The organism is Lactiplantibacillus sp. DA1, assembly GCF_032681335.1.
Taxonomy (GTDB): domain Bacteria; phylum Bacillota; class Bacilli; order Lactobacillales; family Lactobacillaceae; genus Lactiplantibacillus.
On the sequence record NZ_JAWHTQ010000001.1, the window covers coordinates 279,061 to 304,167 of the forward strand.

Annotated in this window: 29 protein-coding genes; 8 read left to right on the plus strand and 21 right to left on the minus strand. The window is 42.9% G+C overall.

The genetic code is table 11. The annotated features are described in order from the left end of the window. Positions 1-22 precede the first annotated feature (22 nt). Positions 23-781 carry a sulfite exporter TauE/SafE family protein gene (locus tag RXV91_RS01345; RefSeq protein ID WP_316438533.1) on the plus strand — a complete coding sequence of 253 codons (759 nt, stop codon included), beginning with the start codon at positions 23-25 and terminating at the stop codon, positions 779-781. A 119-nt stretch (positions 782-900) separates the two neighbouring features. On the opposite strand, the gene RXV91_RS01350 is transcribed toward RXV91_RS01345, so the two are convergent. The 3 genes from RXV91_RS01350 to RXV91_RS01360 form a co-directional block, all read right to left on the minus strand. Beyond that, positions 901-2,055 carry an MFS transporter gene (locus RXV91_RS01350; protein WP_041161656.1) on the minus strand — a complete coding sequence of 385 codons (1,155 nt, stop codon included), beginning with the start codon at positions 2,053-2,055 and terminating at the stop codon, positions 901-903. Beyond that, entirely contained in the window at positions 2,055-2,486 is a 432-nt protein-coding gene (locus tag RXV91_RS01355; RefSeq protein ID WP_316438349.1) for a MarR family transcriptional regulator, read from the minus strand. The genes RXV91_RS01350 and RXV91_RS01355 overlap by 1 nt, the downstream gene beginning before the upstream one ends. Positions 2,487-2,664: 178 nt before the next feature. Beyond that, on the minus strand, positions 2,665-3,543 hold the full coding sequence (locus tag RXV91_RS01360; RefSeq protein ID WP_316438350.1) for a TSUP family transporter: 879 nt from the start codon (positions 3,541-3,543) through the stop codon (positions 2,665-2,667). A gap of 289 nt (positions 3,544-3,832) precedes the next feature. On the opposite strand from RXV91_RS01360, the gene RXV91_RS01365 reads away from it, so the two are divergent. Both RXV91_RS01365 and RXV91_RS01370 read left to right on the plus strand, forming a co-directional pair. Then, entirely contained in the window at positions 3,833-4,276 is a 444-nt protein-coding gene (locus RXV91_RS01365; protein ID WP_316438351.1) for a transcriptional regulator, SarA/Rot family, read from the plus strand. A gap of 267 nt (positions 4,277-4,543) precedes the next feature. Further along, positions 4,544-5,875 carry an amino acid permease gene (locus RXV91_RS01370; RefSeq protein WP_316438352.1) on the plus strand — a complete coding sequence of 444 codons (1,332 nt, stop codon included), beginning with the start codon at positions 4,544-4,546 and terminating at the stop codon, positions 5,873-5,875. A gap of 121 nt (positions 5,876-5,996) precedes the next feature. On the opposite strand, the gene RXV91_RS01375 is transcribed toward RXV91_RS01370, so the two are convergent. From RXV91_RS01375 to RXV91_RS01410, 8 genes are all read right to left on the minus strand, one after another. Beyond that, positions 5,997-6,755 (minus strand): ChbG/HpnK family deacetylase, encoded by a 759-nt coding sequence (locus tag RXV91_RS01375; protein ID WP_316438353.1) that lies wholly within the window; start codon positions 6,753-6,755, stop codon positions 5,997-5,999. Between the two features lie 6 nt (positions 6,756-6,761). Then, on the minus strand, positions 6,762-8,213 hold the full coding sequence (locus tag RXV91_RS01380; RefSeq protein ID WP_316438354.1) for a PTS transporter subunit EIIC: 1,452 nt from the start codon (positions 8,211-8,213) through the stop codon (positions 6,762-6,764). Between the two features lie 47 nt (positions 8,214-8,260). Then, positions 8,261-9,091, minus strand: coding sequence for a PRD domain-containing protein (locus tag RXV91_RS01385; protein WP_316438355.1), 831 nt, complete (start codon positions 9,089-9,091; stop codon positions 8,261-8,263). Positions 9,092-9,124: 33 nt separating this feature from the next. Further along, positions 9,125-9,616 carry a PTS glucose transporter subunit IIA gene (locus RXV91_RS01390; RefSeq protein WP_316438356.1) on the minus strand — a complete coding sequence of 164 codons (492 nt, stop codon included), beginning with the start codon at positions 9,614-9,616 and terminating at the stop codon, positions 9,125-9,127. A gap of 284 nt (positions 9,617-9,900) precedes the next feature. After that, positions 9,901-10,554, minus strand: coding sequence for an amino acid ABC transporter permease (locus tag RXV91_RS01395; protein ID WP_316438357.1), 654 nt, complete (start codon positions 10,552-10,554; stop codon positions 9,901-9,903). Between the two features lie 16 nt (positions 10,555-10,570). Beyond that, positions 10,571-11,212, minus strand: a complete 642-nt coding sequence (locus RXV91_RS01400) for an amino acid ABC transporter permease (protein ID WP_316438358.1) — start codon at positions 11,210-11,212, stop codon at positions 10,571-10,573. Continuing rightward, on the minus strand, positions 11,212-12,048 hold the full coding sequence (locus RXV91_RS01405; protein WP_316438359.1) for a glutamate ABC transporter substrate-binding protein: 837 nt from the start codon (positions 12,046-12,048) through the stop codon (positions 11,212-11,214). Before RXV91_RS01405 ends, RXV91_RS01400 begins: the two co-directional genes overlap by 1 nt. A gap of 20 nt (positions 12,049-12,068) precedes the next feature. Further along, on the minus strand, positions 12,069-12,809 hold the full coding sequence (locus RXV91_RS01410) for an amino acid ABC transporter ATP-binding protein (protein WP_003641125.1): 741 nt from the start codon (positions 12,807-12,809) through the stop codon (positions 12,069-12,071). 534 nt (positions 12,810-13,343) lie between these two features. Here RXV91_RS01410 and RXV91_RS01415 point away from each other — a divergent pair. Continuing rightward, on the plus strand, positions 13,344-13,595 hold the full coding sequence (locus RXV91_RS01415; RefSeq protein ID WP_316438360.1) for a hypothetical protein: 252 nt from the start codon (positions 13,344-13,346) through the stop codon (positions 13,593-13,595). A 245-nt stretch (positions 13,596-13,840) separates the two neighbouring features. Here the strand turns inward: RXV91_RS01415 and RXV91_RS01420 are convergent, their stop codons facing one another. Together RXV91_RS01420 and RXV91_RS01425 are read right to left on the minus strand one after the other, a co-directional pair. Next, on the minus strand, positions 13,841-14,833 hold the full coding sequence (locus tag RXV91_RS01420; protein WP_316438361.1) for a D-2-hydroxyacid dehydrogenase: 993 nt from the start codon (positions 14,831-14,833) through the stop codon (positions 13,841-13,843). Between the two features lie 2 nt (positions 14,834-14,835). Continuing rightward, a complete protein-coding gene (locus RXV91_RS01425; protein ID WP_316438362.1) occupies positions 14,836-16,026 on the minus strand; it encodes an aminotransferase class I/II-fold pyridoxal phosphate-dependent enzyme in 1,191 nt (396 codons plus the stop codon). Positions 16,027-16,413: 387 nt separating this feature from the next. Between RXV91_RS01425 and RXV91_RS01430 the strand changes: the two genes are divergently transcribed. Further along, positions 16,414-17,058, plus strand: a complete 645-nt coding sequence (locus RXV91_RS01430) for an HAD family hydrolase (protein WP_316438363.1) — start codon at positions 16,414-16,416, stop codon at positions 17,056-17,058. Between the two features lie 183 nt (positions 17,059-17,241). On the opposite strand, the gene RXV91_RS01435 is transcribed toward RXV91_RS01430, so the two are convergent. The 4 genes from RXV91_RS01435 to RXV91_RS01450 form a co-directional block, all read right to left on the minus strand. Next, positions 17,242-18,060, minus strand: a complete 819-nt coding sequence (locus tag RXV91_RS01435; RefSeq protein WP_316438364.1) for a DUF6681 family protein — start codon at positions 18,058-18,060, stop codon at positions 17,242-17,244. Positions 18,061-18,063: 3 nt separating this feature from the next. Beyond that, positions 18,064-18,567 (minus strand): hypothetical protein, encoded by a 504-nt coding sequence (locus RXV91_RS01440; protein ID WP_316438365.1) that lies wholly within the window; start codon positions 18,565-18,567, stop codon positions 18,064-18,066. Positions 18,568-18,709: 142 nt separating this feature from the next. Further along, the gene (locus RXV91_RS01445) at positions 18,710-19,153 is read right to left on the minus strand and encodes a transcriptional repressor (RefSeq protein ID WP_316438366.1); all 444 of its coding nucleotides are present in this window, start codon (positions 19,151-19,153) and stop codon (positions 18,710-18,712) included. A 119-nt stretch (positions 19,154-19,272) separates the two neighbouring features. Beyond that, entirely contained in the window at positions 19,273-19,854 is a 582-nt protein-coding gene (locus RXV91_RS01450) for an AAA family ATPase (RefSeq protein WP_316438367.1), read from the minus strand. Between the two features lie 149 nt (positions 19,855-20,003). Here RXV91_RS01450 and RXV91_RS01455 point away from each other — a divergent pair, with 149 nt between their 5' ends. Next, complete coding sequence (locus RXV91_RS01455) at positions 20,004-20,153, plus strand: hypothetical protein (protein WP_003641114.1); 150 nt, start codon at positions 20,004-20,006, stop codon at positions 20,151-20,153. A gap of 78 nt (positions 20,154-20,231) precedes the next feature. Here the strand turns inward: RXV91_RS01455 and RXV91_RS01460 are convergent, their stop codons facing one another. The 3 genes from RXV91_RS01460 to RXV91_RS01470 form a co-directional block, all read right to left on the minus strand. Next, positions 20,232-20,651: a bis(5'-nucleosyl)-tetraphosphatase gene (locus tag RXV91_RS01460; protein WP_316438368.1), complete on the minus strand. Its 420-nt coding sequence runs from the start codon at positions 20,649-20,651 to the stop codon at positions 20,232-20,234. A 53-nt stretch (positions 20,652-20,704) separates the two neighbouring features. Beyond that, complete coding sequence (locus RXV91_RS01465; protein WP_316438369.1) at positions 20,705-21,523, minus strand: PfkB family carbohydrate kinase; 819 nt, start codon at positions 21,521-21,523, stop codon at positions 20,705-20,707. A gap of 260 nt (positions 21,524-21,783) precedes the next feature. After that, the gene (locus RXV91_RS01470; RefSeq protein WP_316438370.1) at positions 21,784-22,257 is read right to left on the minus strand and encodes an alcohol dehydrogenase; all 474 of its coding nucleotides are present in this window, start codon (positions 22,255-22,257) and stop codon (positions 21,784-21,786) included. Positions 22,258-22,641: 384 nt separating this feature from the next. Here RXV91_RS01470 and RXV91_RS01475 point away from each other — a divergent pair, with 384 nt between their 5' ends. Then, complete coding sequence (locus RXV91_RS01475) at positions 22,642-24,039, plus strand: amino acid permease (RefSeq protein ID WP_316438371.1); 1,398 nt, start codon at positions 22,642-22,644, stop codon at positions 24,037-24,039. Positions 24,040-24,133: 94 nt separating this feature from the next. Further along, on the plus strand, positions 24,134-24,496 hold the full coding sequence (locus RXV91_RS01480; protein WP_316438372.1) for a transposase: 363 nt from the start codon (positions 24,134-24,136) through the stop codon (positions 24,494-24,496). A 117-nt stretch (positions 24,497-24,613) separates the two neighbouring features. Here the strand turns inward: RXV91_RS01480 and RXV91_RS01485 are convergent, their stop codons facing one another. Further along, positions 24,614-25,021, minus strand: coding sequence for an OsmC family protein (locus RXV91_RS01485; RefSeq protein ID WP_316438373.1), 408 nt, complete (start codon positions 25,019-25,021; stop codon positions 24,614-24,616). Positions 25,022-25,107 lie beyond the last annotated feature (86 nt).

The window sequence follows — 25,107 nt, forward strand, 5'->3', positions numbered from 1 at the left end:
ATACTCCGTTTAAGGTATAATTATACAATTTAAGGGGGAATTCACTACGTTTGTCTTTTTATCCGGATTACTAATCGGCATTTTCGTTAGTCTGATTGGTGGCGGAGGTGCCGCCCTATACCTAGGTGTCTTAACCAGTCAAGTAGGCCTGGCAACCGCGATAGCCGTACCAACCTCCCTAATCGTCGCCTTACCAGCCTTATTTTTTGGTTTTCTAACACAGTTGAAAATCAAAAATGTCAATTTCAAGATTGGCAATCAAATGATCATTGCGGCCGTTCCCGGTATCATCGTCGGGACATTCAGCGCACAATTTATTCCCCAACAACTGTATAACTGGATTGTCGGGATAATTTTTTTGATTATGGGTGCGATGGTACTAATCAAGTATGTTCACCATTCTAAACAAACTACAGCCAGTCACCAACCTTGGCAAGCTGCCTTCTTTGGCCTTTTAAGTGGATTGATGGTCGGCATTGGCGGCTTAAGCGGTGGTGCGACCACGGCTGCCGGGTTAGCAATTCTTGGGCTAACGGCCGTTGAAGCCGCTGGTACTGCCACCTATGTGTTAACTGTTATGTCCACAATCAGTTTAATCGGCCATCTCTTTACTAGTACTTTTGCTTGGCAATCAGGATTGGTCCTCATGATTGGCGCAATTATCGGCGCAATCATTACACCACTCGTGATTCGCCATTTAAATTTAGATAAGGTCAACCGCGTATTAACGCCATTTCTTGGCCTTATTATTATTTATTTTGGCATCAAAATGTTTATATAAAGGCAGATAAAAAGTCACTTCAGGCAGTCGTAAACTTGAAGTGACTTTTTGATATCCCCTACTGAAAAAATTCATAATCATGTGTATACCAAGAACAACCTTCTCCAGCATGTTGGTGGCTAAGCTAACTGCCGACGACTGACTAGGTAAACAACGATAATCAGTGGCAACGTCACCATCATCACGGGATAAAACCACGCCATTGGTAATTGACTGCTAATCAGCCCGCCAATGATGGGGCCAAGTGACATCCCGAGATCAACACCAATATAAAACGTACTATTGGCTAGCCCATGATCAGCTTTCGGCACGAGCATCAATGCTTTAGCTTGGCAAATTGAAAACATCAAACCGTATCCGGCGGCCAGTCCTGCTGCACCCAGCAGTAGCATCGCCCAATTGTTCATGTCAGTTAAGCCAATCAATCCTAATAGATTAAAAATTAAACATAACCAGATGAACCGTTTAAATGGCACCCGGTCGAACCAGTCGCGGAGAATAATTCGCAATACTAATAAAATACCCGCGTATACCGGGAAAAATACCCCCGCTGCCACATGAAAATGCCGTGCAGCGACGTAGCTGACAATATAGGTTTGGGTGGCAAAATATGGTAATGAAAATAAAAGCAAAATCAAGGCCACGGGAATTACTCGTGGTTGTACGATGCGAATATGGTGCTTAGTCGTAGCCGTTTGAGGCGTCACAATTGGTTCACCATGATCACCGACGAATTGAATCATGATGACGAGCAGTAAACTACAGCCCGCTGCTAACCAAAAAACACTCTGGTAACTGTAATGTTGATACAAGAAGACACTAATTGCCGGCCCGCACGCCATTCCAAGCGCATTCGCTAACCCATAAATGCCCATTCCAGAGCCAATTCGATCGGGTGGCAATAAACTAGCCATCCAGGTCGCCATACAAACTGAACACAAGGTATATCCCAACCCATTCAAAATTCGCAATAACATGATTAACGTCACATTAGTTGTCAAACTATAACCTAAACTAGCTAGTAGCAACAAGCAGCCCCCCACGAAGGTCAAACGGTACTTAGAGACCCGGTCGGTTAAATTCCCAGCAAGTGGACGGAGCACTAGCGATGTCAAATTCGTCAACCCGGCAATCGTACCGGCAAGCACACTACTAGCGCCAATCCCATGCGCAAATCCTGCAATCACGGGATTGATTAACATTGGACTCATTAAAAAGAAGAAACTAGCCATTAACACTAACTTTACATCCGGCGTATATAAACGCGTCTTCATCAATTCTCATCACTCTCTAAATTCTGATTAACTTGTCGTAACAAATCTAAAAACACCTGTTGTTGTTCGGCATCCAAATGGGCAAACATTTGCGCACTCGTCTGCCAACCATGTTGACGGAGTTGCTCGCGTTTGGCACGCCCACTCGGGGTCACCACCACTTGCTTGGCACGCGCATCCGTTGGACTGACCACTAATTGGACATATCCGCGCGTCTGCAAGCGTTGCACGATCATCCTGGCCGTCTGATGGGTGATCTCTTGATGTATCTTGAATGCTGTTACCGTACCGCCTGGCTGATCCGCAAAAAAGGTTAACGCATCCGCTTGTTCAGCCGTTAGCCCTAAAGTCCGTAAATGCTGATTACGGCGCCGTTTGATTTGGCGAGCCAAGACTAAAACTTGTCGGGCCACCATTTCATCATGATTCATCTTATCACCTGCCTTTTTATTTATACAGCTAGCTGTATAAATTGTCAAATCACACCAGCTTTGCCAACATAAGTCCCAACAACTTGCTTAACCACTTTTTACAATTAATAAAATTCACGAAAAAAGAGTTGCCAGGTCGTTAGTCAACCTCACAACTCACAGTGTGCCAAATGATTATTTATAAAACATGCTTCTGTCGCTGAGCTGCACGCCAAAGTGAAAAAGCCGTCCAACAACTAACCAACACGATCAGCCAACTCAGGGCAGTTAAGGACAATGACTTAACCAAGGTCGCTGCCACCACCACGCCAATAATACCGCCTAAAATAATGCCGAATAAGCCGCGATAATCGACGCGATCATGACGAATAAAGTTAACCGCCGAAATCGGCATCAATAATGCGCACGATAGCATCATGATTGGAAAAGCGGCGATTGGAGTCAATCCCAAGAAATACACCATCACCATGCACGGCGCGTACAACCCAACACCGGCTGACATCAACAGGCCTAAAATGAAATTGCCACCAATACCGATCAACAATTTCCAACCGGACAACCCCGTTGCTTGATTGGCAACACCTAACAAACTGATCCAACCTAATAACTTAGCCGCCATCAACAAGGCGGTAATAATCAATGCGCCGGCCATAGTCAATTGTACCCACCGCTGATTAAGCTTCGTCATCACTTCACTACCAAGTAACGCCCCCAGCGTCGCCGCCAGGACTAGACTAATTAAGGTCACTGGCTCGACCGTCACCGCCGTCACAAAGAAAAAAGCCTCAAAGGCAGTTGGAATCGCATGCATCGTATTCAAAGTTCCTGGTAACTGACGTTCATCTTTCAAATAGTGACTCGCCTGGAAAATCGCCGTTGACACCACAAAACTACCAATACCTAACGTATCAAGAAAATCCGTCACGGCCCCAATGACCATGCCGAAACCAAAACTGTGGTCAAAAACTGGTGCTGTCTGCCGTTTTGCGCCGGCTAACAGCAACCCAAATAAGCCGATGCTGAGCAGCATCAACAACACCACAATTACAATTACCATCAATCTAACCCCACTCTCTTCCCTACTCGTAGCATTATACTTTATTTTGTAGACGGAACCAAAAATTATTACCAGATTTTCTCACGATCCTTAAGGCAACACACGTAAACCACCTTGCGTTATCAGCATAGTCCAGCAATCAACAATGACTCTAGTTAGCACAACTTCCCCTATCACTGGTAGAATGTGCTATAATCCAGTCAATTAATTGTGCACAACCGTTGTTTATAACCAGCGGTATGTTCAATACAACATTCAACTACCATCGTTAAGAAGGGCGGTAATCACCATGAAACCAACTATCATTCGGCCGCTTGAAGACCACGTCTGCTTTTCGGCTTATATAACGGTGCATGCTATTCAGCGCCTATACCAGCCAACATTGACTGCTCATCAACTCACCTATCCACAATACTTAGTCCTCGTTGCACTCTACACGACAACCTCGCAAGCTGTTCCCGTCAAAACACTGAGTAGCCAGCTTAACTTAAGCACCGGTACCCTAACGCCCGTTCTAAAACGTATGACCCAAGCCGGCTTAATTACCCGCCATCGGAATCCACAGGATGAACGTAGCACTTTAATCAAGCTTACTCCTTACGGTACGGCGACCCGCATTGCGCTAAATGACTTACCCGCACTATTAACGGCTAAAGGTGGGCTTGGTCAGACCGAATGGCAACAACTAACAGCGTTATTGAACAAATTAATGACTAATCTGAACACTAAATAAGATTCATAATATCAAGAAAATTAACAATTTAATTTTAACTTGTCATGGACACAGGCTGCCTTTTAGACCAAACCCGAATTTCTAGCTAATTCAGGTTGGTCACTTTTTATTTTTTCGAACTTTAATATCAAAATATCATTAATTAGTTCGGATTCTAGTTAAAAATCAGTTCTAAAAATCGATATTTGATTGTCATCACCATTAATCTCTGGTATGCTAAATGCAATTATTCAAAATTGGGCTGTTTCAAGGGAGGATCTCAAGTTAATGCAGGAAACAAAACAAGCAACGACCCTGAACCGTTCACTTGGTTTTTGGTCAGCACTTTCACTCGTTGTCGGTACGGTTATTGGGTCAGGAATCTTCTTTAAGCAGTCCTCAGTTCTCGATAGTGCGGGCTCACCAAGCGCTGCGTTACTCGCCTGGTTACTAGGTGGGCTGATTACGTTAACGGCCGGTTTAACGATTGCGGAAGTCGGGGCTCAAATGCCCCACACTGGTGGTCTATACGTCTACATGGAACAAATCTACGGTAAGCTGTGGGGCTTTCTCTCTGGTTGGATGCAAATTGCCGTCTATGGCCCCGCCATTATCGCCTCAATCGCTGCTTACCTTGGTATTCTACTAGTCGGTTTTTTCAATCTGCATACCAATTGGCAGGCCCCACTCTCGATTAGCGTCATCGTCTTGATTGGGATTCTCAACATGTTTGAAAATCGTTGGGGCGCGGCTTTCCAGATTGCAACCACGTTAGGTAAATTATTACCGATTGCTGCCATTATTATTTTTGGGCTCTTTTATGGTAATCAGAATGCGCTGGGACAATCTTTACATACAATTACCCAATCAACTGGTAGTTTTGGGGTCGCCGTACTTGCAACATTGTTCGCTTATGACGGCTGGATCTTAGTAGCTAACTTGGGCGGCGAGATTAAAAATCCACAGAAATTATTGCCACAAGCCATTATTTTAGGTATTTCCATGGTTTTAATTGCTTATACCTTAGTCAGTTATGGAATTCTCCACTTTGTTCCAGCAGCAACGATTCACCACCTGGGGCAGCAAACGACCCTATACTTTGCACAAGCAGCATTTGGTACCATCGGCGGACGCTTACTCAATATCGGAATTATCATTTCGATGGTTGGCTGCCTAAATGGCAAAATTATGACTTTTCCACGCATCGTGTACGCTATGGCTGATCACAATCAGCTGCCATTTGCCAAGCAACTCAGCTACTTGCACAAAAAGTCCCACGAACCAATTGTCGCGACCATGGCCATTCTCGCATACGCTAGCATTATGATTCTGTTCTTTGACCCCGATCGTCTTTCAGATCTTTGCATCTTCACGGTCTACTGCTTCTACGTGGCGACCTTCATCGGTGTCTTTATTTTGAGAAAACGACGCCCCGCTTTTGAGCGCCCGTTCTCAACACCAGGCTTTCCAGTAACACCAATGATTGCAATTCTGGGCGCCCTCTTTGTGATTATCAGCGAAATTGGCTCAGATCTATCCGGCGTTTTGATTTCCCTGCTTATCGTGGCGGTTGGCTTCCCAATTTATTATTGGAAACGGCGACAAAATAACAATCATTAGATTCACCACAGATCTACTGACAACTATAAATAGTCAAAAATTAGCGGTTACTGAAATTCTAAACAGTAACCGCTAATTCTTTTGACATTATCTTGTGACTTGCTAACAATCAATATCAGTCTTAAAGCTCACTGTACTTCATTAATGTGACTTGATGTTGAGACAACCAATGGCGCATTTGCGGATCGGTCAACATAGCGACTTCTTGCGTCCGTGGCGTTGTTAAACTTGAATGCGTCAACAGATAGTGATCCAAATAGCCGGGATGGCAAATCATCATTGCATACCCCTCATCATAATGTGCTCGAGCCGCCCGCTTGAGTGTTCGATACGGGTCATAATTAGCACCCATACTTTCCATAAAGACATGTAATCGATTATCTTTGAACAAGACACTGGGACTATCTGGTCCTAGCGCAAAACGCAAAAAATTTAACTGGTGCCGCTCAGCAACAATGGCTAAGCCCTTAACAAAATTAGCGCTAACCACTGCATGACCTTCAAAATAATCTGGTTTGCGCCCCACTAAAGTGACAAACCTTTGATACTGCGCTTCAATTTCAAGTACGACCTCATCAAGATCGACAAAATCAGTTGACGCCCTCCGATAATCAGTTGAAGAACGGAAAGTGCCATCAGAATTAGTCATGCTTGGGATTAACCGTGCATCAGTTAGTGGTCGCCCAGCACATATCACCGTATGCAGTCCCAAACACACATCTGTATCTTTAATCATTTCTAATCCTGAAACCGTCGTTGGCATGTTGACCATCACGCCAACATTATTAATCAATCCATGCCTAACAGTTCGATCAATACCGACATTGACCGCATCTGAATAGCCTAAATCATCAGCTCGCACAATTATTTTTGTTTCCATTATTTACTAGGCCTCCACTAATTTAAATTCTTGCTCAAATGGCTGACTTGGTTTTGATTCAACACCAATCATATAGGTCACGATTGCAGCGACTGTAAGTGCAATCACCCCACTAAGTACCCCGTTAACCACGTTAGCCGTTTGACCACCAACATATGTCGTTAATGCTAAAAAGTTGGCGACCGGCACCATTATGTAGGCAGTAATCGTTGTCATACCAGCATACAAGCCACCACAGAAGCCACCAACCATCATACCAATAAATGGCCGTTTATAGCGTACGGCCAGGCCATAAAGACCAGGCTCTGTTACACCACCAACCATACTTGCAATTAAATAACCCCAAGCCAATGCTCTTTGGTCCTTATCTTTGATTCTTAGTGCAGCACCTAAGCACATCCCAGCAACCGACATACTTGCCGCAACCGCTCCAAGGGTTACAAAATTTTCATGGCCTGATTGCGCAAAAATCATCATCATCGTTGTCAGCATTAACAAGTGCATCCCTGTCATGACTAAAATTTCCCAAAATGCTCCAATGACGCCCACAGCAATAATCGTTGGTAGGCCACCCAACTTACCGAACGCTAGGATACCCTCACAAATATAATTGCCTATGAAATTTCCTGCTGGTCCCAGTATGCAAAGCGCAACTGGCAACATTACCATAATGGTTAATGTTGGCACTATAATGGTACTGATAGCTGCTGCCGTATAACGTTTAAAGAAGCGTTCAACATACGACATTACCCAAACCGACAAAATAACCGGAATTACTGTATTAGCGTAATTGACTAATGGCATTGCAATCCCAAAAACATTAAACGGCTTACCGGCCGCAACGATTTTAATCAAATTAGGATCAATTAAAATTGCCCCCAAAAACATCGCAATAATGTTGGACGTATGAAACTGTTTGGCTGCCGTATAACCTAACATAATTGGGAAAAAGTAAAAACCAGCGTCACCAACTAACACAAATAACTGATATAATGCCGTTTTGGTACCAATAACATTCAACATACTTGGCCCCAAAATCGCCGCAAACATTTTAAACATTGACGCAGCAATCAGCATTGGAATTAACGGCGTTAAACAACCAGCCAATTTGTTTAAAACCAAGTTACCAACAGCTTTGAAGGTTAATTTGGTTTTAGGTTGTTCATCCAAGTTCTCATCAACTGGTGCATTACGAGTTAGCTCACCAGCTGCAATTAAGGCATCATATACTTGATTAACCGTTTGACCAATGATGACTTGGTATTGCCCCCCCGCACGATTAACACCGATCACGCCTGGAATATTTTGAATATCACGATCCTTAGGAATACTTTCATCCTTCAAGTTAAAGCGTAACCGGGTCATACAATGCGTAACTGAAGCAATGTTAGCACTGCCGCCAACGCCCGATAACACCCCGGTTGCCACTTGCTGATATTGTTGGGTTTTCTTATTCATAACTAATCCTCCACTCGTAATTCTGATTACTTATCATACCGATATCTTTATTTTTTATTAACAATTCGTTTAACATAAATCATGAGATAAAAAATTTCGTCAACATTACTACTAGTCCTGAGCTGCTCATCAACATAGTCAGCAATACGCTTCGCACCCAGATAAATTTCAGGCTCATCACGTTTCATTGTTGTAAATAGCTTCGAGTTATCATTATCAGAAAGTTGTTGCTGGTTACTCATTCGTTTAAGATAGTAGCGCAAGTGCATCACAAAACGATTGTACGTAAACTCAGACCGATCGATATTAATTTCAAATTCTTGTTCAATAATTTTAGTAATTGTATTAATAATTTCATCATTACTTGTTTCATCTGAAGTTGCAGTGATGGCAACCGTTTGTGAATTAACGAAATGCATGGCTATTGCGGTAACTTCAGCTATCGGTAATTTAACTTTTAACTGACGATTAATCAATTTCACAGCGTAATACCCAACGGCCGTTTCTTGTGGATATAATTGTTCTACATCATAAGAAAATGGTAGCTGCGCACTTTGATACTGTGTTAACCGTGTTATTGCAAAGTTAATGTGATCGGCTAAGCTAAAAATCATGTTAGGATTAAACACTTTTGGAATTAGCTTTTGAGCTCGCTCAACAATTGCCGCGCTTAAATCAAATATTTCAGTAGGAATTTCTTTCAGCAATTGATAGTATTGATAGTTTAATTTATAAAATGTCATGGTAATCTTATTCATGTCAGTTAATTCATATGGTATTTTGGGAAATCCTAAGCCTTTACCAAAAGCAACCAACTCTTCACCATGGCGGTCCAGACAAACGACGACATTATTGTTGATCTTTTTCACCACTCGCATGTCGTGACACTTCCTCACCTATTTATTGCAGTTCTACGCTTGTTTAAGAACAGGATCACCGGCTTTCAAATGTTGATCTTGTTTATGACCAATTGGTACCGTCCCCGTATAACCATCCGTGAATACCACCATCGTTGTCATATCTAAACCAGACGTCATCATTAAGTTCCAATCTAACGTCAGTAACGGCGTACCAACATCAACAGTTTGATTTAACTTAACCAAAGCTGTAAAACCCTTACCAGCCAAACTAACCGTATTCAGACCAACATGTACTAATATTGAAATACCATGAATCTCATCCGTAATTCCAATGGCATGCTTGCTTGCCGGTAATGCAACGATCTTACCACTAATCGGTGCAACAACCTGAGTCGCATGCATTATCGGTTCAATGGCAAAACCATCCCCCATCATTTTCTTAGCAAAAACATCGTCTTTAACAGCCGTAATCGGCAGACAAATCCCTTCAATCGGTGCAACAACTTCAAATGGCGCTACTTTTTTGCGTCTTAACTTAAACATAATCAATCCTCCTGAACAAAAAAACTCTCTGCGGCACCCACTTCACCCGTCTATCGCACCGAGTAAAAGGTAATGCCTCAAAGAGTTTGAGTTACAATCCTTAATTTCAATTTTACAGAAACCGTTTACAACAATTATCTTATCACGTTAATTAGGTTATGCAAGCAGTTTACATAGATTTCATTCTAAAAAGTTCTCATTATAAACAAAATCGACTTTCCAAACTATTTCAGTCTGAAAAATCGATTTAATCTTATTGAGCAAGCAAAACCACAATTTAATTGCTACGCCAATCGTTTGTCCAACACCCGTGACAAAATCGATAACGCATAACAAATAATGAAATACATTACCGCAATCATTAGGAACATCGGCAAAATGTACGATGAATTTTGGCCATAAATAATTTGTGCATGGTTTAATAATTCTGGCAAGACAATGATAGTTGCCAATGACGTGTCCTTGATCAGTGAAATAAATTGACTCACAATCGTTGGGATCGTCTTCTTGATGGCTTGTGGAAAGACAATGTGCCACAACGCTTGTACATAGCTCATCCCATTAGCCCGGGCACCTTCCATCTGACCATAGTCGACCGCCAAAATCCCGGACCGAATAATTTCAGCCAACATAGCTGATTCAAAAATCGTCATGGCGAGGATCGCCGCAAAGATAATCCCCGGTTTAAACCCTAAGTGTGGCAGGCCAAAGTAAGTAAAGAAGATAATTAGGATCAGTGGTAAGTTCCGAATAATATCAACGATAAATCCGACCACTGCTGATAAATATTTAATTTTCACGTACCGGAGCACCCCTAAGATCGAACCGATAATAAAACTGGCAATGATGGAAACGACGGACACTTCCACCGTTACCCAGAGTCCTTCTAGCAAGAACCGGATATTTATCCACGAGTACGCTTGAATAAAGTTTTGCATGAATCGTCGCCCCCTTCTAGTTTGCTAATCTTTTCTCTAAGTGACGCATGTAATAACTGAGTGGTAACGTAATGATTAAGTAAAAGACACCAACAACCACATAGCTATTAATCGTATCGAGCGAGAGTGATGCGATTGAGTTCGCCTGATACATTAAGTCGAATCCTGCCACGAAAGCTAGTACGGAAGAGTTCTTCACCAAATTAATAAATTGGTTACCCAATGGTGGAATAATAATCTTGAATGCCTGTGGTAAGACAATTTTACTCATCGCTTGCCAATACGTCATCCCATTGGCACGAGCCCCTTCCATTTGTCCAGGATCAACAGATTGAATCCCAGCCCGAACCGTTTCTGCAATAAATGAGGATGTATAAATTGTTAGTCCAATCGTTCCAGCAGTAAAGCCATCAATCTTGGCGACATACATTGGGATAATCACATAAAAGAACATCGCAATAACTAACAATGGAATATTCCGAAAAATCTCAATATAAATTCGACCAATAATGCGCATCGTGCGACTTGGCAAAACTTCAAAGATGGCAAACATTGTCCCAATAATTGTACTGAATACTAGCGCAATTACACTAGATAACAACGTATATCCGAGTCCTTGAATCAGCTCTGACCAATAGTGCGTTAGAATGTATGCCATTAGCGTGACGCCTCCTTATAGTCGAAGCCGGCCACGTTACCAAACCACTTCTTCAAGATGCGGTTATACGTTCCGTCCGCTTCAATTTCTTTGAGCGCTTTATTAAGGGCCTTTTTTAACGGTTCCTGACCTTTATTGACAGCAATCCCGTAAGGTTCCTTGGTAAAGGTGCCACCAACTACTTCGTAACCCGGATTCTGTGAGGCCATCCCGTAAAGGATCCCGTTATCAGTTGTCAGTGCAACCCCTTGACCAGATTTCAGTGCCGTCATCGCCTGCGCATAGTCAGACAATTCCAATACTTTAGCCTTAGGTGCCGCCTTCTTGATGTTTTCAACGGAGTTAGCACCCGTCACACCAAGTACCTTGGTGCCGGTCTTGTTTAAATCCTTAACTGATTTGATGGGACTCCCCTTTTTAACTAACAACGATTGCCCCGCATCAAAGTACGAATTAGTAAAATCAACTTGTTTTTCACGTTCAGGCGTGATGGTCATCGTAGCAATAATGGCATCAATGTTCCCATTCTTCAACAATGGAATCCGCGTTTGACTTGTCACTTGGACAAAGTTGACCGTCGCATCTTTACCAAGCACTCGTTTAGTCAGCGCCGTCGCAATATCTGCGTCAAAACCCTTGATTTTGCCATCCTTAACATCCATCAGCCCAAATAATTTCGTATCAGCTTTAACACCCCACGTAATGGTCTTGCTAGCTTTATCATTGGTCAAGACATCTTGTTTTGATAATGATTGCCGTGAACCGCAAGCGGTTAAGACCACCACTAGCATGGTAAGCATGCCGAGTGCGCCAATTAGTCGTTTCAGCTTTTTCATTCGTGGTCCTCCCCTACAAGTTAGTGTGTAATAATTTTACTCAAGAATTGACGGGCCCGTTCGTTCGATGGCTGACCATCGAAGAACTTTTCCTTAGCATCGTCTTCCAAGATTTCGCCATCAGCCATGAAAATAACCCGGTCCGCCACTTCACGGGCAAAGCCCATTTCGTGAGTCACAACTAGCATCGTCATACTGGAATCTTCGGCAACACTCTTCATAACATTCAATACATCGTCAATCATTTCAGGATCTAGTGCCGAAGTCGGTTCATCAAACAAGAGACACTTTGGTTTCATAGCTAAGGAACGTGCAATGGCGATTCGTTGTGATTGCCCCCCAGATAATTGGCTCGGTAAACTATTGGCCTTATCAGCCAACCCAACACTATCCAACAAGTCCATCGCTAATTTTTTATTCTCATCTTCCGGCCGTTTCAAGACTAACCGGGGTGCAATCATGATGTTTTCAAGCACCGTCTTGTTAGCGTACAGATTAAAATGTTGGAATACCATCCCAACGTTTTTGCGAATTTTATTCATATCCGTTTTACGATCGGCTAAATCAAATCCATTGACTAACAACTGACCTGACTGGACTCGTTCCAAACCATTGACAGTTCGAATCAGGGTACTCTTACCCGAGCCAGACGGTCCGATCAAAACAACTTTTTCACCTTCATTAATCGTTAAATTAATATTTTTAAGGGCGTGAAAATCACCATAATACTTTTCGACGTCGTGAAATTCGATCATTGACATTGCAGTCACCTTCGCTTTCTCTATCAGCCTGTTGACTGACGGTCTAGAATTGTTGCATTAATAATTGAAGTTAATAAATCCTTATTCTTCGTTAATGCTATTTAAATAGTTTAATACATAATTAGTAATTTTGTCAAAAAGTAGTCAAATATTGTTCGTTATCGATAAAATAGTGAGAAACAGGGCCGCTTATTTCAGTTAAAATAGCTGAATATCTACTTTAATCTTGAACGTTTTCAAACTAAAACGACTAATAATTCGTCTTTGTTATTAATAATCATTTCGCCAAATAAGGTTTAGACAATATTTTTAATAATTTTTTCGTTATTTTATTAACTTAAATTTAACTATTAAGTTAATCATACCACTACTGAAAGGTCGGGGACCATTCGGCGCATAATTTTCATAATTAGTGTTTTCGACAAGCCGAGCTTAAATAATTGTTTACGCTTTCGCTAGCTTTTCTTTAATAAACATTGTTAACCTATAACTACTATAAGATTAGTAACCACCATTTTGATTGGAGACGATAATATGTTACTTGATCAAGCAGCTAATATGACTAATATTATGGCGGCCCAAATCATCAAAGTCTTTTACCCCTTTGTTATTGCTAAAACTGAGACTGGCCGCTACTTAAAGTTAAATTTATCGAATAACGAGCAACGTGATCCACTCTTTTGGGATGAGCTTCACAGTATTCTGCAGGCTAAGTTGTGGGTCCCAATTGGCAGACACTATCATCAACTGTTAGATAACGGTTGGTTAGCTGAACCGCTCAGTTAGTGAGCCACTGAAAAGAGCCTGTCAATAAAGAGAGTGGGATAGACCTGCATGTGTCAACGCACACCCGGGTCTATCCCACTCTCTTTAACATCAACAGTATCAAAATAGGCAGTGAACTTATTTCACCGGCTAATTGGGCGCTAGTATGGCACCTACAACTACCAGCATTGTTATTTTTCACCTACCCACTGACACTAAAAAATCATCTTAATCCTCAATTATATTATCCATATCACTTAGAACAATTAAAAAGCATGCTCCGTTGTTCCACCATTCAAAACCGTTAAGACATCATCCAAGCTAATATCAACCATGTTTTTGACAGCCAAATTCGTATAGAACCCAACATGTGGCGTAATAATGACGTTAGGCATCTGCATCAATTGGGCGACATTTGTATCTTGTAGGACCTCCCCCTGATGATTTTGGTTAAATAACGCATTTTCACCCTCGACCGTATCGAGCGCACAACCCGCAATTTCGCCAGCCTTTAAAGCTGCAACCAAATCATTTGTGACAATTACCGGCCCGCGTGATGCGTTGATAATATATGCATCCGGCTTCATTAATTTCAAGGCCATCGCATCAATCAAGCCTGCCGATGTCTCATTGAGATCGACGTGCAAGTCAACAACGTCGGCTTGGCGCAATAGTTCCTCCTTAGTATCCACGTAGCTTAAAACGTCTTCAAGTTCTGGATGTCGCACAACGTCATAGGCAATCACCTTCGCACCTAAACCGTGAAAAAGCCGTGCAGCCGTACCGCCAATGCGTCCCGCACCAATAATTCCCACAGTTAATGATCGAATTTCACGTGCTTGAAGTCCCGTCCACTGAAAGTTTTGTTGTCCAATCCGTTGATCAAATAATTCTAAGTTGCGAATTAGACGCATCGTCTGAGCAACTGACATCTCGGCGACCGAGTTAGGTGAATAGGCCGGAACATTGGTCACCACTAACCCAGCTGCTTTAGCTGCCGGAATATCGATCGTATCCACACCGGCCGTACGACTGGTTAATTGTTTTAATCCGGCCGCAGCTAAGTCTTGATATAAGCTGGCGTCACCACCAATCGGACTACGTTGCTGAATGACTAGCCCATCATACCCGGTTACCAACCCGGCCGTTTCCGGGTGAAATTCCAAGTCATTCGTGTCGACCTGGATCTTGTGTGCCGTTGCCCACGCTTGAATCGCGTCCTGTTCATCATCACGAACACTGTACATTAAAATTTTCATGGTTAATCCTCCTGTTTCTGACTAGCAACATACGCACTGATCCGCGTGACCGCCGTCTTTAAATCATCCAATGAAGCTGCATAACTGATTCGAACATAGCCTTCACCACCAGGGCCAAACGAACTACCAGGAATCAAAGCAACTCTTGCCTCATGTGCTAATTCACGACAAAAAGCCATGCTATTTTGTGGCAATCCGGCCGGAATCTTACTGAATAGGTAGAACGCCCCCTCTGGTTTGGCAGACTGGAACCCAAGTTGATTCAAGGCGTCATACAAATAGTCACGCCGTTCCTGATATTCATGCTTCATTGTTTGGCCATCATCAAGGCCATTTTTTAGTGCTTCCGTGGCAGCTGCTTGCGCATTAGTCGTCGTCGAAGTCACCGTGAATTGATGAATTTTTCCTAATTGCGTTGTAATAGCTTGGGGCGCACACATGATTCCAATCCGCCAACCAGTCATCGCATGCGACTTAGAGACACCATTAAGTAAAATTGTTTGTTCTGGTAAGTAATTGGCAATTGATTCATGGCGCTCCCCGTACGTTAGCTCACTATAGATTTCATCCGACAAGACAAAAATCGGTTGATCGGCTAGTACCCCTGCCAAAGCCTTTAAATCATCATGCCGATAAGTCACACCGGTTGGATTCGAAGGAAAATTGAGGACGACTGCTTTGGTCTTGGGATGCGCTGCCAACGTGGCTTGTAACTGTTCTGGGGATAACACGAACCCATTGGCGGAAGTATCCATGAAGACCGGTATCGCTCCAGCTAATTTCACAATTGCAATGTAGAGTGGAAAAATCGGCGTCGGAATCAGGACTTCATCACCAGGATTGAGAATCGAAGTTAAGGCAGTATAGATGCCACCAGTGGCACCGGCCGTAATAATCACTTCACTAGCTGGATTATAATGTACATCATACTTTTGGGCTAAGAATTCAGCGGCAGCGGTCCGTAATGCTAACGTCCCGTTTGATGGGGCATAGTGACTTTCATCAGCTTCAATGCTCTTGATAGCGGCTTGTTTCACGTGTTCGGGCGTATTAAAGTCGGGCTCTCCCAAAGTTAAACGCACGATTCCTGGAATGTTAGCAATTTCAGCATTGAACGCTAAAATATCGGACGGCTGAATCGCTGCAATTTCACGGTTCATATGGTTAACAAGTGTTTCTGAATTAATTGACATGAGGGTTCCTCCCGTATTTGGTTAATCTCGTTGGTGGAAGCGTCCCGGATGGATACTAAAAAACGCACCCTTGGAAACTCCAAAGGGTGCGTCACCGCGCTAAAACAAACTTATTAGCCACCCTTGGAATTCTCAATCATCCATGGGCGCCGTTAAATCACAAAAGACTTTTGGCAACCGCATCGATGCAAACATCGGATTCGTGTTTGCACCTAAGCAGCCGGCACAAACACTAGCGAAAATACCAAAAGTAAAAGCTAGTTCTAGATTTTAATGAATTTAACGGTAATGACATATCATTAGCTCCTCATCAATTGTTAATCTAACTATAATGGTTGTCCTAATCACTGTCAAGGTCGAATTTGCTATACTGGGGTTAAATTCATTTTGGAAGGAACGATTATCATGACTTACCAGGCATTAATGTTTGATATTGACGGTACACTGACGAACAGCCAACCAGTCTACACGACCGTAATGCGCGAGGTTTTGGCGACTTATGGCAAACCATTCAACTCGGCTCAAGCACAAAAGACTTTTCCAATGGCTGCCGAACAAGCCATGGCAGAGTTAGGTATCGCACCTAATGAGTTCGATCACTTTCAGGCCCAGTATGAAGACACTATGGCCAGTCATTATGATCAGATCGAACTGTATCCCGGTATTACCAGTCTCTTCGAACAGTTACCATCTGAACTGCGACTTGGAATCGTGACTTCCCAACGGCGCAACGAATTGGAGAGTGGCATGCGACCATACCCCTTCATGATGCGGATGGCCGTCACGATTAGTGCTGACGATACTCCCAAACGCAAGCCAGATCCTTTACCACTACTCACAGCGCTCGAAAAAGTGAACGTGACTCCTCAAAACGCGTTGTTCATCGGTGATTCCGTCAGCGACGAACAAACCGCACGGGCTGCTAACGTTGATTTTGGACTAGCTGCCTGGGGAATGGATCCTAATGCTGATCATCAAACCGTGGCCCACCGCTTTGAAAAGCCGCACGATATTTTAGCCCTTTTTGAATAGCTGACACAGAATACGTTTGATGCTCAAATTAAAATAACCGTTGTGAGAAAATTCTCGCAACGGTTATTTTAATTTGACTATCGAAACATCCTGCAAGACACGGTTAGTTTCATTTCGTCTTTTTAGACTAACGATCAGTACATCGTCATACCACTTAACGACCAGCTAGCCGCTAAACTGCTCTTAATCCGCGCGATCCTCATACGCGACCTGGGCCGTTATCTGATAATCACCCGGTTGCTCAATGGCTGATGTTCGCCCTGCAATCTTGCTCATACCACCCGTAACTACCGTAGACGCCAAGTACAGCTTATAATCTTCATGCGCATCATGAACATCCGTCAAGCCTACCTTAGTGATGTGACCAACTGGAGATTGATCCATCTGGTTAATGCCCGCATAAATAACTAACCGGTGATTTTCCAATTTCAACTGTGAAAACGGAATTTGAATACCTTGACCAATCGCATAAACGGGTTCACCAGTTGCTTGAGCCTGCTTAATAACAGCATCATCACTTAAGCCACCATAATCTAACCGGACAATATTGGCCGCTTGTAACTGGTCGACAATTTGATGCACATTTTCTTGTTCAGTATGGGAAGTTTTCACCGTTGCTGGCAAAAGTTCCTGCCCGTCAAAAATACCATTGGCAGGAATATAAGGCTGTTGCTGATTTTGTTGCGACTGCTGCTCAGCCGCTAGTGCTTCTTTAGGTTTACCACCTAATAATTTTTCAATTTTCGGTGATAAATCATATTTAGCCGTCTTATTAGTAAAGTAATAGATAACGTTTAACGTAATAAAATAAATCAACGCTACAAAGACGAGCATGTACAAAATACCACGCAACCACGCACCGTTTTGCATCAACCGAATCGCTACATACCCTAAGTATAAGTTGCCAGCAATTCCAATTCCAATATAGATTTGATTCTTGATTTTCACATTGACATTAACGTAACCCAAGGCGTGATTGATCATATCCAAAATACTAAACATCTGTTATTCGCCCCCGTCACTAGTAGTGGTGTCCGTTGTCGACTGTGACGGCGTTGTTGCCGAACTTGACGCCGTCGTGCTTGACGATTCAGCAGCGGAGCTAGAATCATCAGTCGTAGCCGAAGATGAACTACTATCAGTCGTGGTACTACTATTCGTTGAACTCGAGTTAGTATTATTAGTTGAACCAGCCGAACTACTGGTTTCATCGGCGCTACTACTGTCGTCAGTATTATCATTACTACTACTTGAACTATTATTTTGATCATCACTAGATGAATCAGAACTAGCCTTGTCTTTAGATTTACTTTCATCCGAGCTATCATCCGCCGGCTTCTTTTTCGTACTCGTAGAACTAGCAGATGAGCTTTTAACCACGCTACTAGTAGCCTTCGCACCGTTGACAGTGTTGGTCGTCTTGTTAACAACCACGTTGGTTGCGCCTAGTGCGAGAACAATTGATACAATTGCAAATGGTGATATAAATGGTGGTGTTCGATAAGCCATCGATGTCATTCCCTTCTGAGGCTTTGCCGTTATTCTCTCTAATCTATAATTAAACCATGCTCGAGTTCAGAATGCACTAATTCTATCGCAAATTAAGAAACTCTTTACTCAAACTGGACTCAACAAAAAAGCCGACTCCCCGTCAGCTATTGATTGCTTGTTTAGTCGTACAGGCCGCGCATAATCCATAAATCTCAATACGGTGCCCCGTAATCGTACAGCCCGGTAACTGGGCTTCATATTCATCTAGCGGACACGCTTGTAGTTCTGTTACTTTACCACAGTTTGAACACACAAAATGATGATGATGTTGATGCTTGAAATCACACTGATATTTGACCAATGTTTGATTGGCCTGGGCTTTTAACTCCAATAATCCTAACGTTTCAAACTCTTTGATATTACGATAAATCGTATTATGGCTCATTCCTGCAAACAACGTACGCATGTGCTCATCAACGGCCGAAATTGCTACATAGTGGTCCTGATAGGTCACCAGATAATCTAATAATGCCTGCCGCTGTTTCGTAATTTTAAGCTGATTACGGCGTAAAATTGCAACGGCTTGTTCAATTGGTGTTTCCATAACTTACTTCCTCCTACATGACCAGGACTTCACTAAATAATAACCATTACTATTTAGTCTAGCATATTCCGAGGCAAAAGTGAATTACGTTGCCCGAATCGCGCCAGCCATCGATGCCACTAATCTTTAGTCAACGCATCAGCCGGACAATATTTGGCTACTAGCTGATCCAGTTGCTGCTGCGTTGTCTGCCAATCATCATTGACAATAACGTGAGCATGGCCCACTAATCCATTCGGTAGCGCTTGGTCTCGTAAATATTCATCACTCGCCACGCGTTTTTGAATACGACTGGGAAGGTCACCCCGCTTTGTCAAACGCTTAATTAATGCATCTTGATCAGCAACTTCGAGATAGATCACTACCGCTTGCTCACCCAATTCACGCGCATAGGTCACCGCGCCAGCCGTATCAAGAACAATGCTGATCAACGGCGATCGTTTCCACGCGGCTGCCAATCCTTCCCGTGAAGAACCATACTGATTACCGCTGTAAGTGACGTGCTCTAGATAATGCTTAGTGGTAAAACTATCAGGGGTTTCAAAGTAGTAATCCTGACCACTGACTTCGCCTTCCCGGGGCGCCCTAGTCGTATGAGTAATGACTTGTGGAATTTGATATTGCGACCGTAAATAATGACTGACCGTGGTCTTACCACTCCCAGTTGGTCCCGTAATCACAAAGATCCGTTTCGATGTCAAAGTTAATAAACCTCCATTTTTAATTCATGTAAAGCTTTTCATTTGCGTTAACTCAGCAAACCGAGTATAGTAACGTACCTATAAGGTTCAAATAGATGATTCACGCATCTCGTAGCAAACCAACAATTTTCAGAAGGGAGTTTTGTCATATGCAATTTCAAAAAACAAATAGCTGGTTCAGCATTGTCTTAGATACGCAACGCCAAATGTTTGTCGCAACTGACAAACTTCATCCAGAATTGTTCGCTGAAGGCGTAACAATCGAAGATGCAGTTGCAAACTTACAAACTCAGGCTTAAGCCAAATCTAAAAATATTGTTTAAAAATTACTGGTACCGTTTATGCGACGGCACCAGTAATTTTTTTACAGTCGTTTATTATTGTAAGTGCTGCTCAATATACGTGTTAGCTTGATCTAACATCTGCTTTAAATTATCATAAGTCAAACGTTCCCGCGCTGCTGCGTAGTCAAACCAGCCAATCGCACTAATCTCAGCTTTTTGCCGGGTTACCGCAGTCCCACTAGGCACTTCACTGACAAATAAGGTGACTTGCTTCAAATTGCCATTAGGTAAGTCATATTCAGTATATGCTTTGAAGTTAGTATCAAGTGTCGCTTCAATTTGCGTTTCCTCACGAATTTCACGCCGAGCTGCTTCAGCTAAAGTCTCAGCACCTTCCACATGTCCTTTAGGAAACCCCCAAAAATCACTGGTTGCACTCTGTAATAATAAATAAGCGGGATGACCATCCTTTTGTTGATAGACGACCGCACCACTAGCTACTTCTGTACTCATGAAGTCGCACCTTCCTAATTATGAATTATGCTTTAGTATAACATGTTCCGTCCTCAATTGAAGGCCAAAATTGCCTGAAGCAACCGTCTTAACGCGACCCCTTGGCGCTCATCCGTCCGATTTTGGTCAATGGTTTCCGCAACGGCCATATTAAGCCAATGGTTGGCAAGTTCTAAGGTTGGGGCTAACGCATTACCACGCCCTAACAAACCAGCAATTACCGCAGCTAAAGTATCGCCCGTGCCATTATAATGACCAGGCAGCCGTTGTTCACCACAAAATTGCACGTTGCCAGCTTCATCTAACCAAGCACACCCAATTTGATCCGCACGTTGCACATCCGTAATGACTGCGTGTGCACCTACTTTTAATTGTTTCTGTAACGCTGGTAACAAGTACTGCAACTCGGGGGTAGTCTGATATGGGATTCCCGTTAGTAAAGCCGCTTCCGTTGTGTTTGGCAAAATCACATCCGCTTGATGAATCAATTGGCGCATTGCTTCAACATAGTTCTGATCAAAGCCTTGATAGAGTTGACCTAAATCACCGAGTACCGGGTCAACAACTAATAACGATAATGACTGTTGTTCTAAGTAAGTCGTCAATTGGCGACAAAGCGTTACTGAGCCCACATAGCCAATCAGTGCTTGGTCAAAATGCAACTGCGCGCGCGTCCAATGTTGAAAGACCTGTGGTAACCACGTTGATAGGTCTACCACAGCTGGCGTCCCGTACCCACTAGTATGGGTTGACAATAGGCTAGTCGGTAAAGCGGCCACGTTATACTGCATCGCCGTTAATACCGGTAACGCTGAACTGAGCGAAATACCACCGACTGCGGACAAATCTTCCGCAACTAACATTGTTGACAATCATCGTACCCCCTCTTATTTCATTTAATGCTTATTTTATCAGAACTCAACCTGACTGTAACCTATTCGTCACGACGAAAATTTTTATCATCATGTTGAAGTCTGCTTATCACTAACTACCAAAATAATTCGACAAAAAAATTGGGTCACAGCTTAACATCACTGTGACCCAATACTAGCCCGTAAGACGATTCAACCTAATGACCCTGTGTGTTCTAATCGCTAGCTCCACCCAACCATGCTAGTGCCAGCATCACGACTCATTCTTTCGACGAAGTCAAATACTGTCGTTCCATCTCCCGCCGTGCCTGGACAGCATCCTCAAAATGAATAAAGTGCTTATTCAATATGTACGTTCCTTTGTAATAGAAGTGGGCCACCCAAGAATCTGACTGCTTATCATAACTAACACCCACGACCCCACTAGTATTGCGCTTTGACTTCTTGATTGAACTCACATCCGTATGATGATCACAAATTTTTAAATTTCTGGGATCGCCCATGTGTGAAACTGCTTGTGGATTATTAAAAATATTTTGCCGACTCTGTTCAGCTGCTAAGCACCCGCAACTACGCGTCTTACCATGTCGTAAAACATAAGAATCCACCACACAAGTCCGACCACACTGGCACTGACAAAGCCAGAGCGCATTACCATTCTTAGCACGCCCCGCTCGGTGCACTGCTATCAATCGACCAAAGTGTTGGCCAGTAATATCAATTGCCGCTGCCATCTCAATCCCGCCATTCTAAAATTAACTTCCTATCAATAACAATATTATAAGCGTTGAAGAATTGAATTAATAGTTTAAAGTATTAACATCGTATTATCTAATTATACGCAGTGTTAATACAAAGTCAAAACACAGATTAATTCTAGAGTTGGTGAAATGAGTCCTAAAAAACTAAGTACTTACAGGCCCAAGCGTCCTATCCCGGTATTCATCAACAAATTGCCTGCTTTTACAAGTATCTAATCTGGCATTCCATGTAATTATTAATAATAAGCGACTAGTTCTAATTGACTTTTAATAATCAACCACGGTATCATATTGACATGACAATTTGTCGATAATGACAATTAACTGTTACAAATAACCAAAAAGGTGGGCCATGCTATGGGGATTTTCCAGCGTATTTTCCAAAAAGAAGATTTGGAACGCTATTTACAAAAAGATAGTCATTTTGAACGTACCCTCTCGGCAATCGATTTGATTGCCTTAGGGATTGGGGCCGTCATTGGGACTGGGATTTTTATTCTTCCCGGAACCGTGGCCGCAACTAAGGCGGGGCCCGGGATTATTTTATCCTTCGTCTTGGCCGCCATCGTGTGTGCCGTGGCCGCGATGTGTTACGCTGAATTTGCATCAGTTCTGCCGATTGCTGGTTCAGCATACTCGTATGGAAACATCGTCTATGGTGAGATGATTGGCTGGATCATTGGTTGGGCCCTCGTGCTTGAATACGTGTTAGCCGTCGCAACCGTGGCTGTTGGCTGGGCCGCATACTTCAATTCATTCATCGCTGGCTTTGGCCTCAAACTTCCTAAAGCGATTACTGGTTCATTCGATCCCGCGCACGGCACCTATATTAACGTCGTCGCAATTTTGATTGTCTGCTTAATTGCTTGGATTATCGACACTGGTTTGAAAACATCGATTCGTTTAAATAATATTATTGTGGTGGTTAAATTAGCCATTATTGTTCTTTTCTTACTAGTTGGTTCATTTTATGTTAAACCAAGTAACTGGACACCCTTTGCGCCGTTCGGAGGCATGGGTATTCTCAAGGGCGCCGCAGTTGTCTTCTTTGCCTACTTGGGATTTGATGCCGTTTCTTCATCCGCGGCCGAAGTCAAAAACGCCAAACGAAATATGCCCATTGGAATTATTGGGACGTTAGTTATTTGTACGATTTTCTACATTCTCGTTTCAGGCGTTCTAACTGGGATGGTTTCATATAAGCAATTAAACGTTGACGATGCCGTTGCGTTCGCCTTACAACTTGTCCATCAAAACTTCGTTGCTGGTATTATTTCGATTGGGGCCCTTGCCGGAATGTTTACGATGATGGTGACAATGATCTATAGTAGCTCGCGGTTGTTATATTCAATCGGCCGTGATGGTTTATTGCCACGTTTCTTAGGCAAAATTGATAAGCATCATGCGCCCAAGAACGCAATGTTGACAGTCACAATCGTCATTTCGATTCTCGGTGGTTTGATCCCCTTAGATCAGTTAGCAAACCTTGTTAATATTGGAACATTGATTGCCTTTGCCTTCGTTTCTTTTGGCATCCTATTATTACGTCGCAATCCTAAACTTAACCAAATCAAAGGCTTTCGAGTGCCGCTTTACCCAGCACTACCAGTTATTTCTGGGTTACTCTGCCTGTTTATGATGACGCAATTATCCAAAGAAACTTGGCTAGCATCACTAGCTTGGTTCGTCCTGGGCCTCATTATTTATTTCGGTTATGGCATTCGGCATAGTCGGATGAATAAAGCTGACGACTAACGATTGAACCAAAAATAACTAAAATCACCCACTTCAAGATGCTGAGTATCTTGAAGTGGGCGATTTAATTACTGTCATCAATTCAACACTAGCAATGACAACGATTTCATTTTACGGTATGATGATGGTACTTAATAAGGAGCGTGATTTAATGATGCTAACACCTAAAACAATTCACGACGACCTCCATGAACACCATACGCAGGTCATTCAACTATTTAGTAAATATCCGTGGTTAATTCCCGCAACCACCCTTTTACACATTATTCCAGTTGCCATTGGCGTTCACGGCTTTTGGCAATCACGGGCCCTAAGCAAGCAACTCAAGATCGAACGTGAAAAGACCAAGCAACTAGCTTTGCAACAAGTCGAAAAGGTACAGTCAGCAGTTGCTAGCCATCACTGTCAGCGACCAACCTTACACCACCTATTCAATAAGATTAACAGTCATCATTAACACAAACGTGGTTCAGACTGTCGGCAACTGAAGGCCCGACAATCTGAACCACGTTTTAATCCCCCTGTCAGACAACTCTGATCGATAAACGCTCCATGATTGCCCGACGTCACAAAGCTATTTGGCTAACTGAATTGTCACATTGGCCGATGACCCAACTAATTTAGCTACCGGACAACGTGTCTCCGCAATAGCAAGCCAATGTGCTGCCGTTTCAGCATCGACTTCTGGAATAGTGACGCGGGCGTCTAAAAAGAACTGGTAGCCAAAACGATCACGCGACATCTTGACCGTTGTATCAACTTTGCTTTGATGATTTTGTCCGTGTTCCTTTTCGATGGCTTCCAAAGTAGCATTGAGACACGTACTGAGGGCTAATCCAATCAACTGTTCTGGATTAGTCCCAGGAACCGCCTTTAGTGGGCTTGACACCGTTACCCGCAAACCTTCGGGAACATACGCCTGACCTTCGATACCATCTTCATTAACTGCATGGGTTGTATATAAAACTGGAAAATCACTCAATTTGCTTCCTCCATTCGATAGTTCACTTTGCAATTAACCTACCATAACCTGCCAAACTTGTCAGTAAGAAGCCTTGGTTCTCGGTC

Bases quoted from the DNA above. Each gene is read 5' to 3' on its own strand.
- RXV91_RS01435 (WP_316438364.1), bottom strand. From the start codon at position 18,060: ATGTTTAGTATTTTGGATATGATCAATCACGCCTTGGGTTACGTTAAT.
- RXV91_RS01400 (WP_316438358.1), bottom strand. From the start codon at position 11,212: ATGGCATACATTCTAACGCACTATTGGTCAGAGCTGATTCAAGGACTC.
- RXV91_RS01470 (WP_316438370.1), bottom strand. From the start codon at position 22,257: ATGGCAGCGGCAATTGATATTACTGGCCAACACTTTGGTCGATTGATA.
- RXV91_RS01360 (WP_316438350.1), bottom strand. From the start codon at position 3,543: ATGGTAATTGTAATTGTGGTGTTGTTGATGCTGCTCAGCATCGGCTTA.
- RXV91_RS01375 (WP_316438353.1), bottom strand. From the start codon at position 6,755: ATGGAAACAAAAATAATTGTGCGAGCTGATGATTTAGGCTATTCAGAT.
- RXV91_RS01395 (WP_316438357.1), bottom strand. From the start codon at position 10,554: ATGCAAAACTTTATTCAAGCGTACTCGTGGATAAATATCCGGTTCTTG.
- RXV91_RS01410 (WP_003641125.1), bottom strand. From the start codon at position 12,809: ATGTCAATGATCGAATTTCACGACGTCGAAAAGTATTATGGTGATTTT.
- RXV91_RS01460 (WP_316438368.1), bottom strand. From the start codon at position 20,651: ATGAGTACAGAAGTAGCTAGTGGTGCGGTCGTCTATCAACAAAAGGAT.
- RXV91_RS01440 (WP_316438365.1), bottom strand. From the start codon at position 18,567: ATGGCTTATCGAACACCACCATTTATATCACCATTTGCAATTGTATCA.
- RXV91_RS01390 (WP_316438356.1), bottom strand. From the start codon at position 9,616: ATGTTTAAGTTAAGACGCAAAAAAGTAGCGCCATTTGAAGTTGTTGCA.
- RXV91_RS01350 (WP_041161656.1), bottom strand. From the start codon at position 2,055: ATGAAGACGCGTTTATATACGCCGGATGTAAAGTTAGTGTTAATGGCT.
- RXV91_RS01480 (WP_316438372.1), top strand. From the start codon at position 24,134: ATGACAACGATTTCATTTTACGGTATGATGATGGTACTTAATAAGGAG.
- RXV91_RS01380 (WP_316438354.1), bottom strand. From the start codon at position 8,213: ATGAATAAGAAAACCCAACAATATCAGCAAGTGGCAACCGGGGTGTTA.
- RXV91_RS01365 (WP_316438351.1), top strand. From the start codon at position 3,833: ATGAAACCAACTATCATTCGGCCGCTTGAAGACCACGTCTGCTTTTCG.
- RXV91_RS01425 (WP_316438362.1), bottom strand. From the start codon at position 16,026: ATGTCAATTAATTCAGAAACACTTGTTAACCATATGAACCGTGAAATT.
- RXV91_RS01455 (WP_003641114.1), top strand. From the start codon at position 20,004: ATGCAATTTCAAAAAACAAATAGCTGGTTCAGCATTGTCTTAGATACG.
- RXV91_RS01420 (WP_316438361.1), bottom strand. From the start codon at position 14,833: ATGAAAATTTTAATGTACAGTGTTCGTGATGATGAACAGGACGCGATT.
- RXV91_RS01355 (WP_316438349.1), bottom strand. From the start codon at position 2,486: ATGAATCATGATGAAATGGTGGCCCGACAAGTTTTAGTCTTGGCTCGC.
- RXV91_RS01445 (WP_316438366.1), bottom strand. From the start codon at position 19,153: ATGGAAACACCAATTGAACAAGCCGTTGCAATTTTACGCCGTAATCAG.
- RXV91_RS01405 (WP_316438359.1), bottom strand. From the start codon at position 12,048: ATGAAAAAGCTGAAACGACTAATTGGCGCACTCGGCATGCTTACCATG.
- RXV91_RS01415 (WP_316438360.1), top strand. From the start codon at position 13,344: ATGTTACTTGATCAAGCAGCTAATATGACTAATATTATGGCGGCCCAA.
- RXV91_RS01475 (WP_316438371.1), top strand. From the start codon at position 22,642: ATGGGGATTTTCCAGCGTATTTTCCAAAAAGAAGATTTGGAACGCTAT.
- RXV91_RS01385 (WP_316438355.1), bottom strand. From the start codon at position 9,091: ATGCGAGTGGTGAAAAAGATCAACAATAATGTCGTCGTTTGTCTGGAC.
- RXV91_RS01370 (WP_316438352.1), top strand. From the start codon at position 4,544: ATGCAGGAAACAAAACAAGCAACGACCCTGAACCGTTCACTTGGTTTT.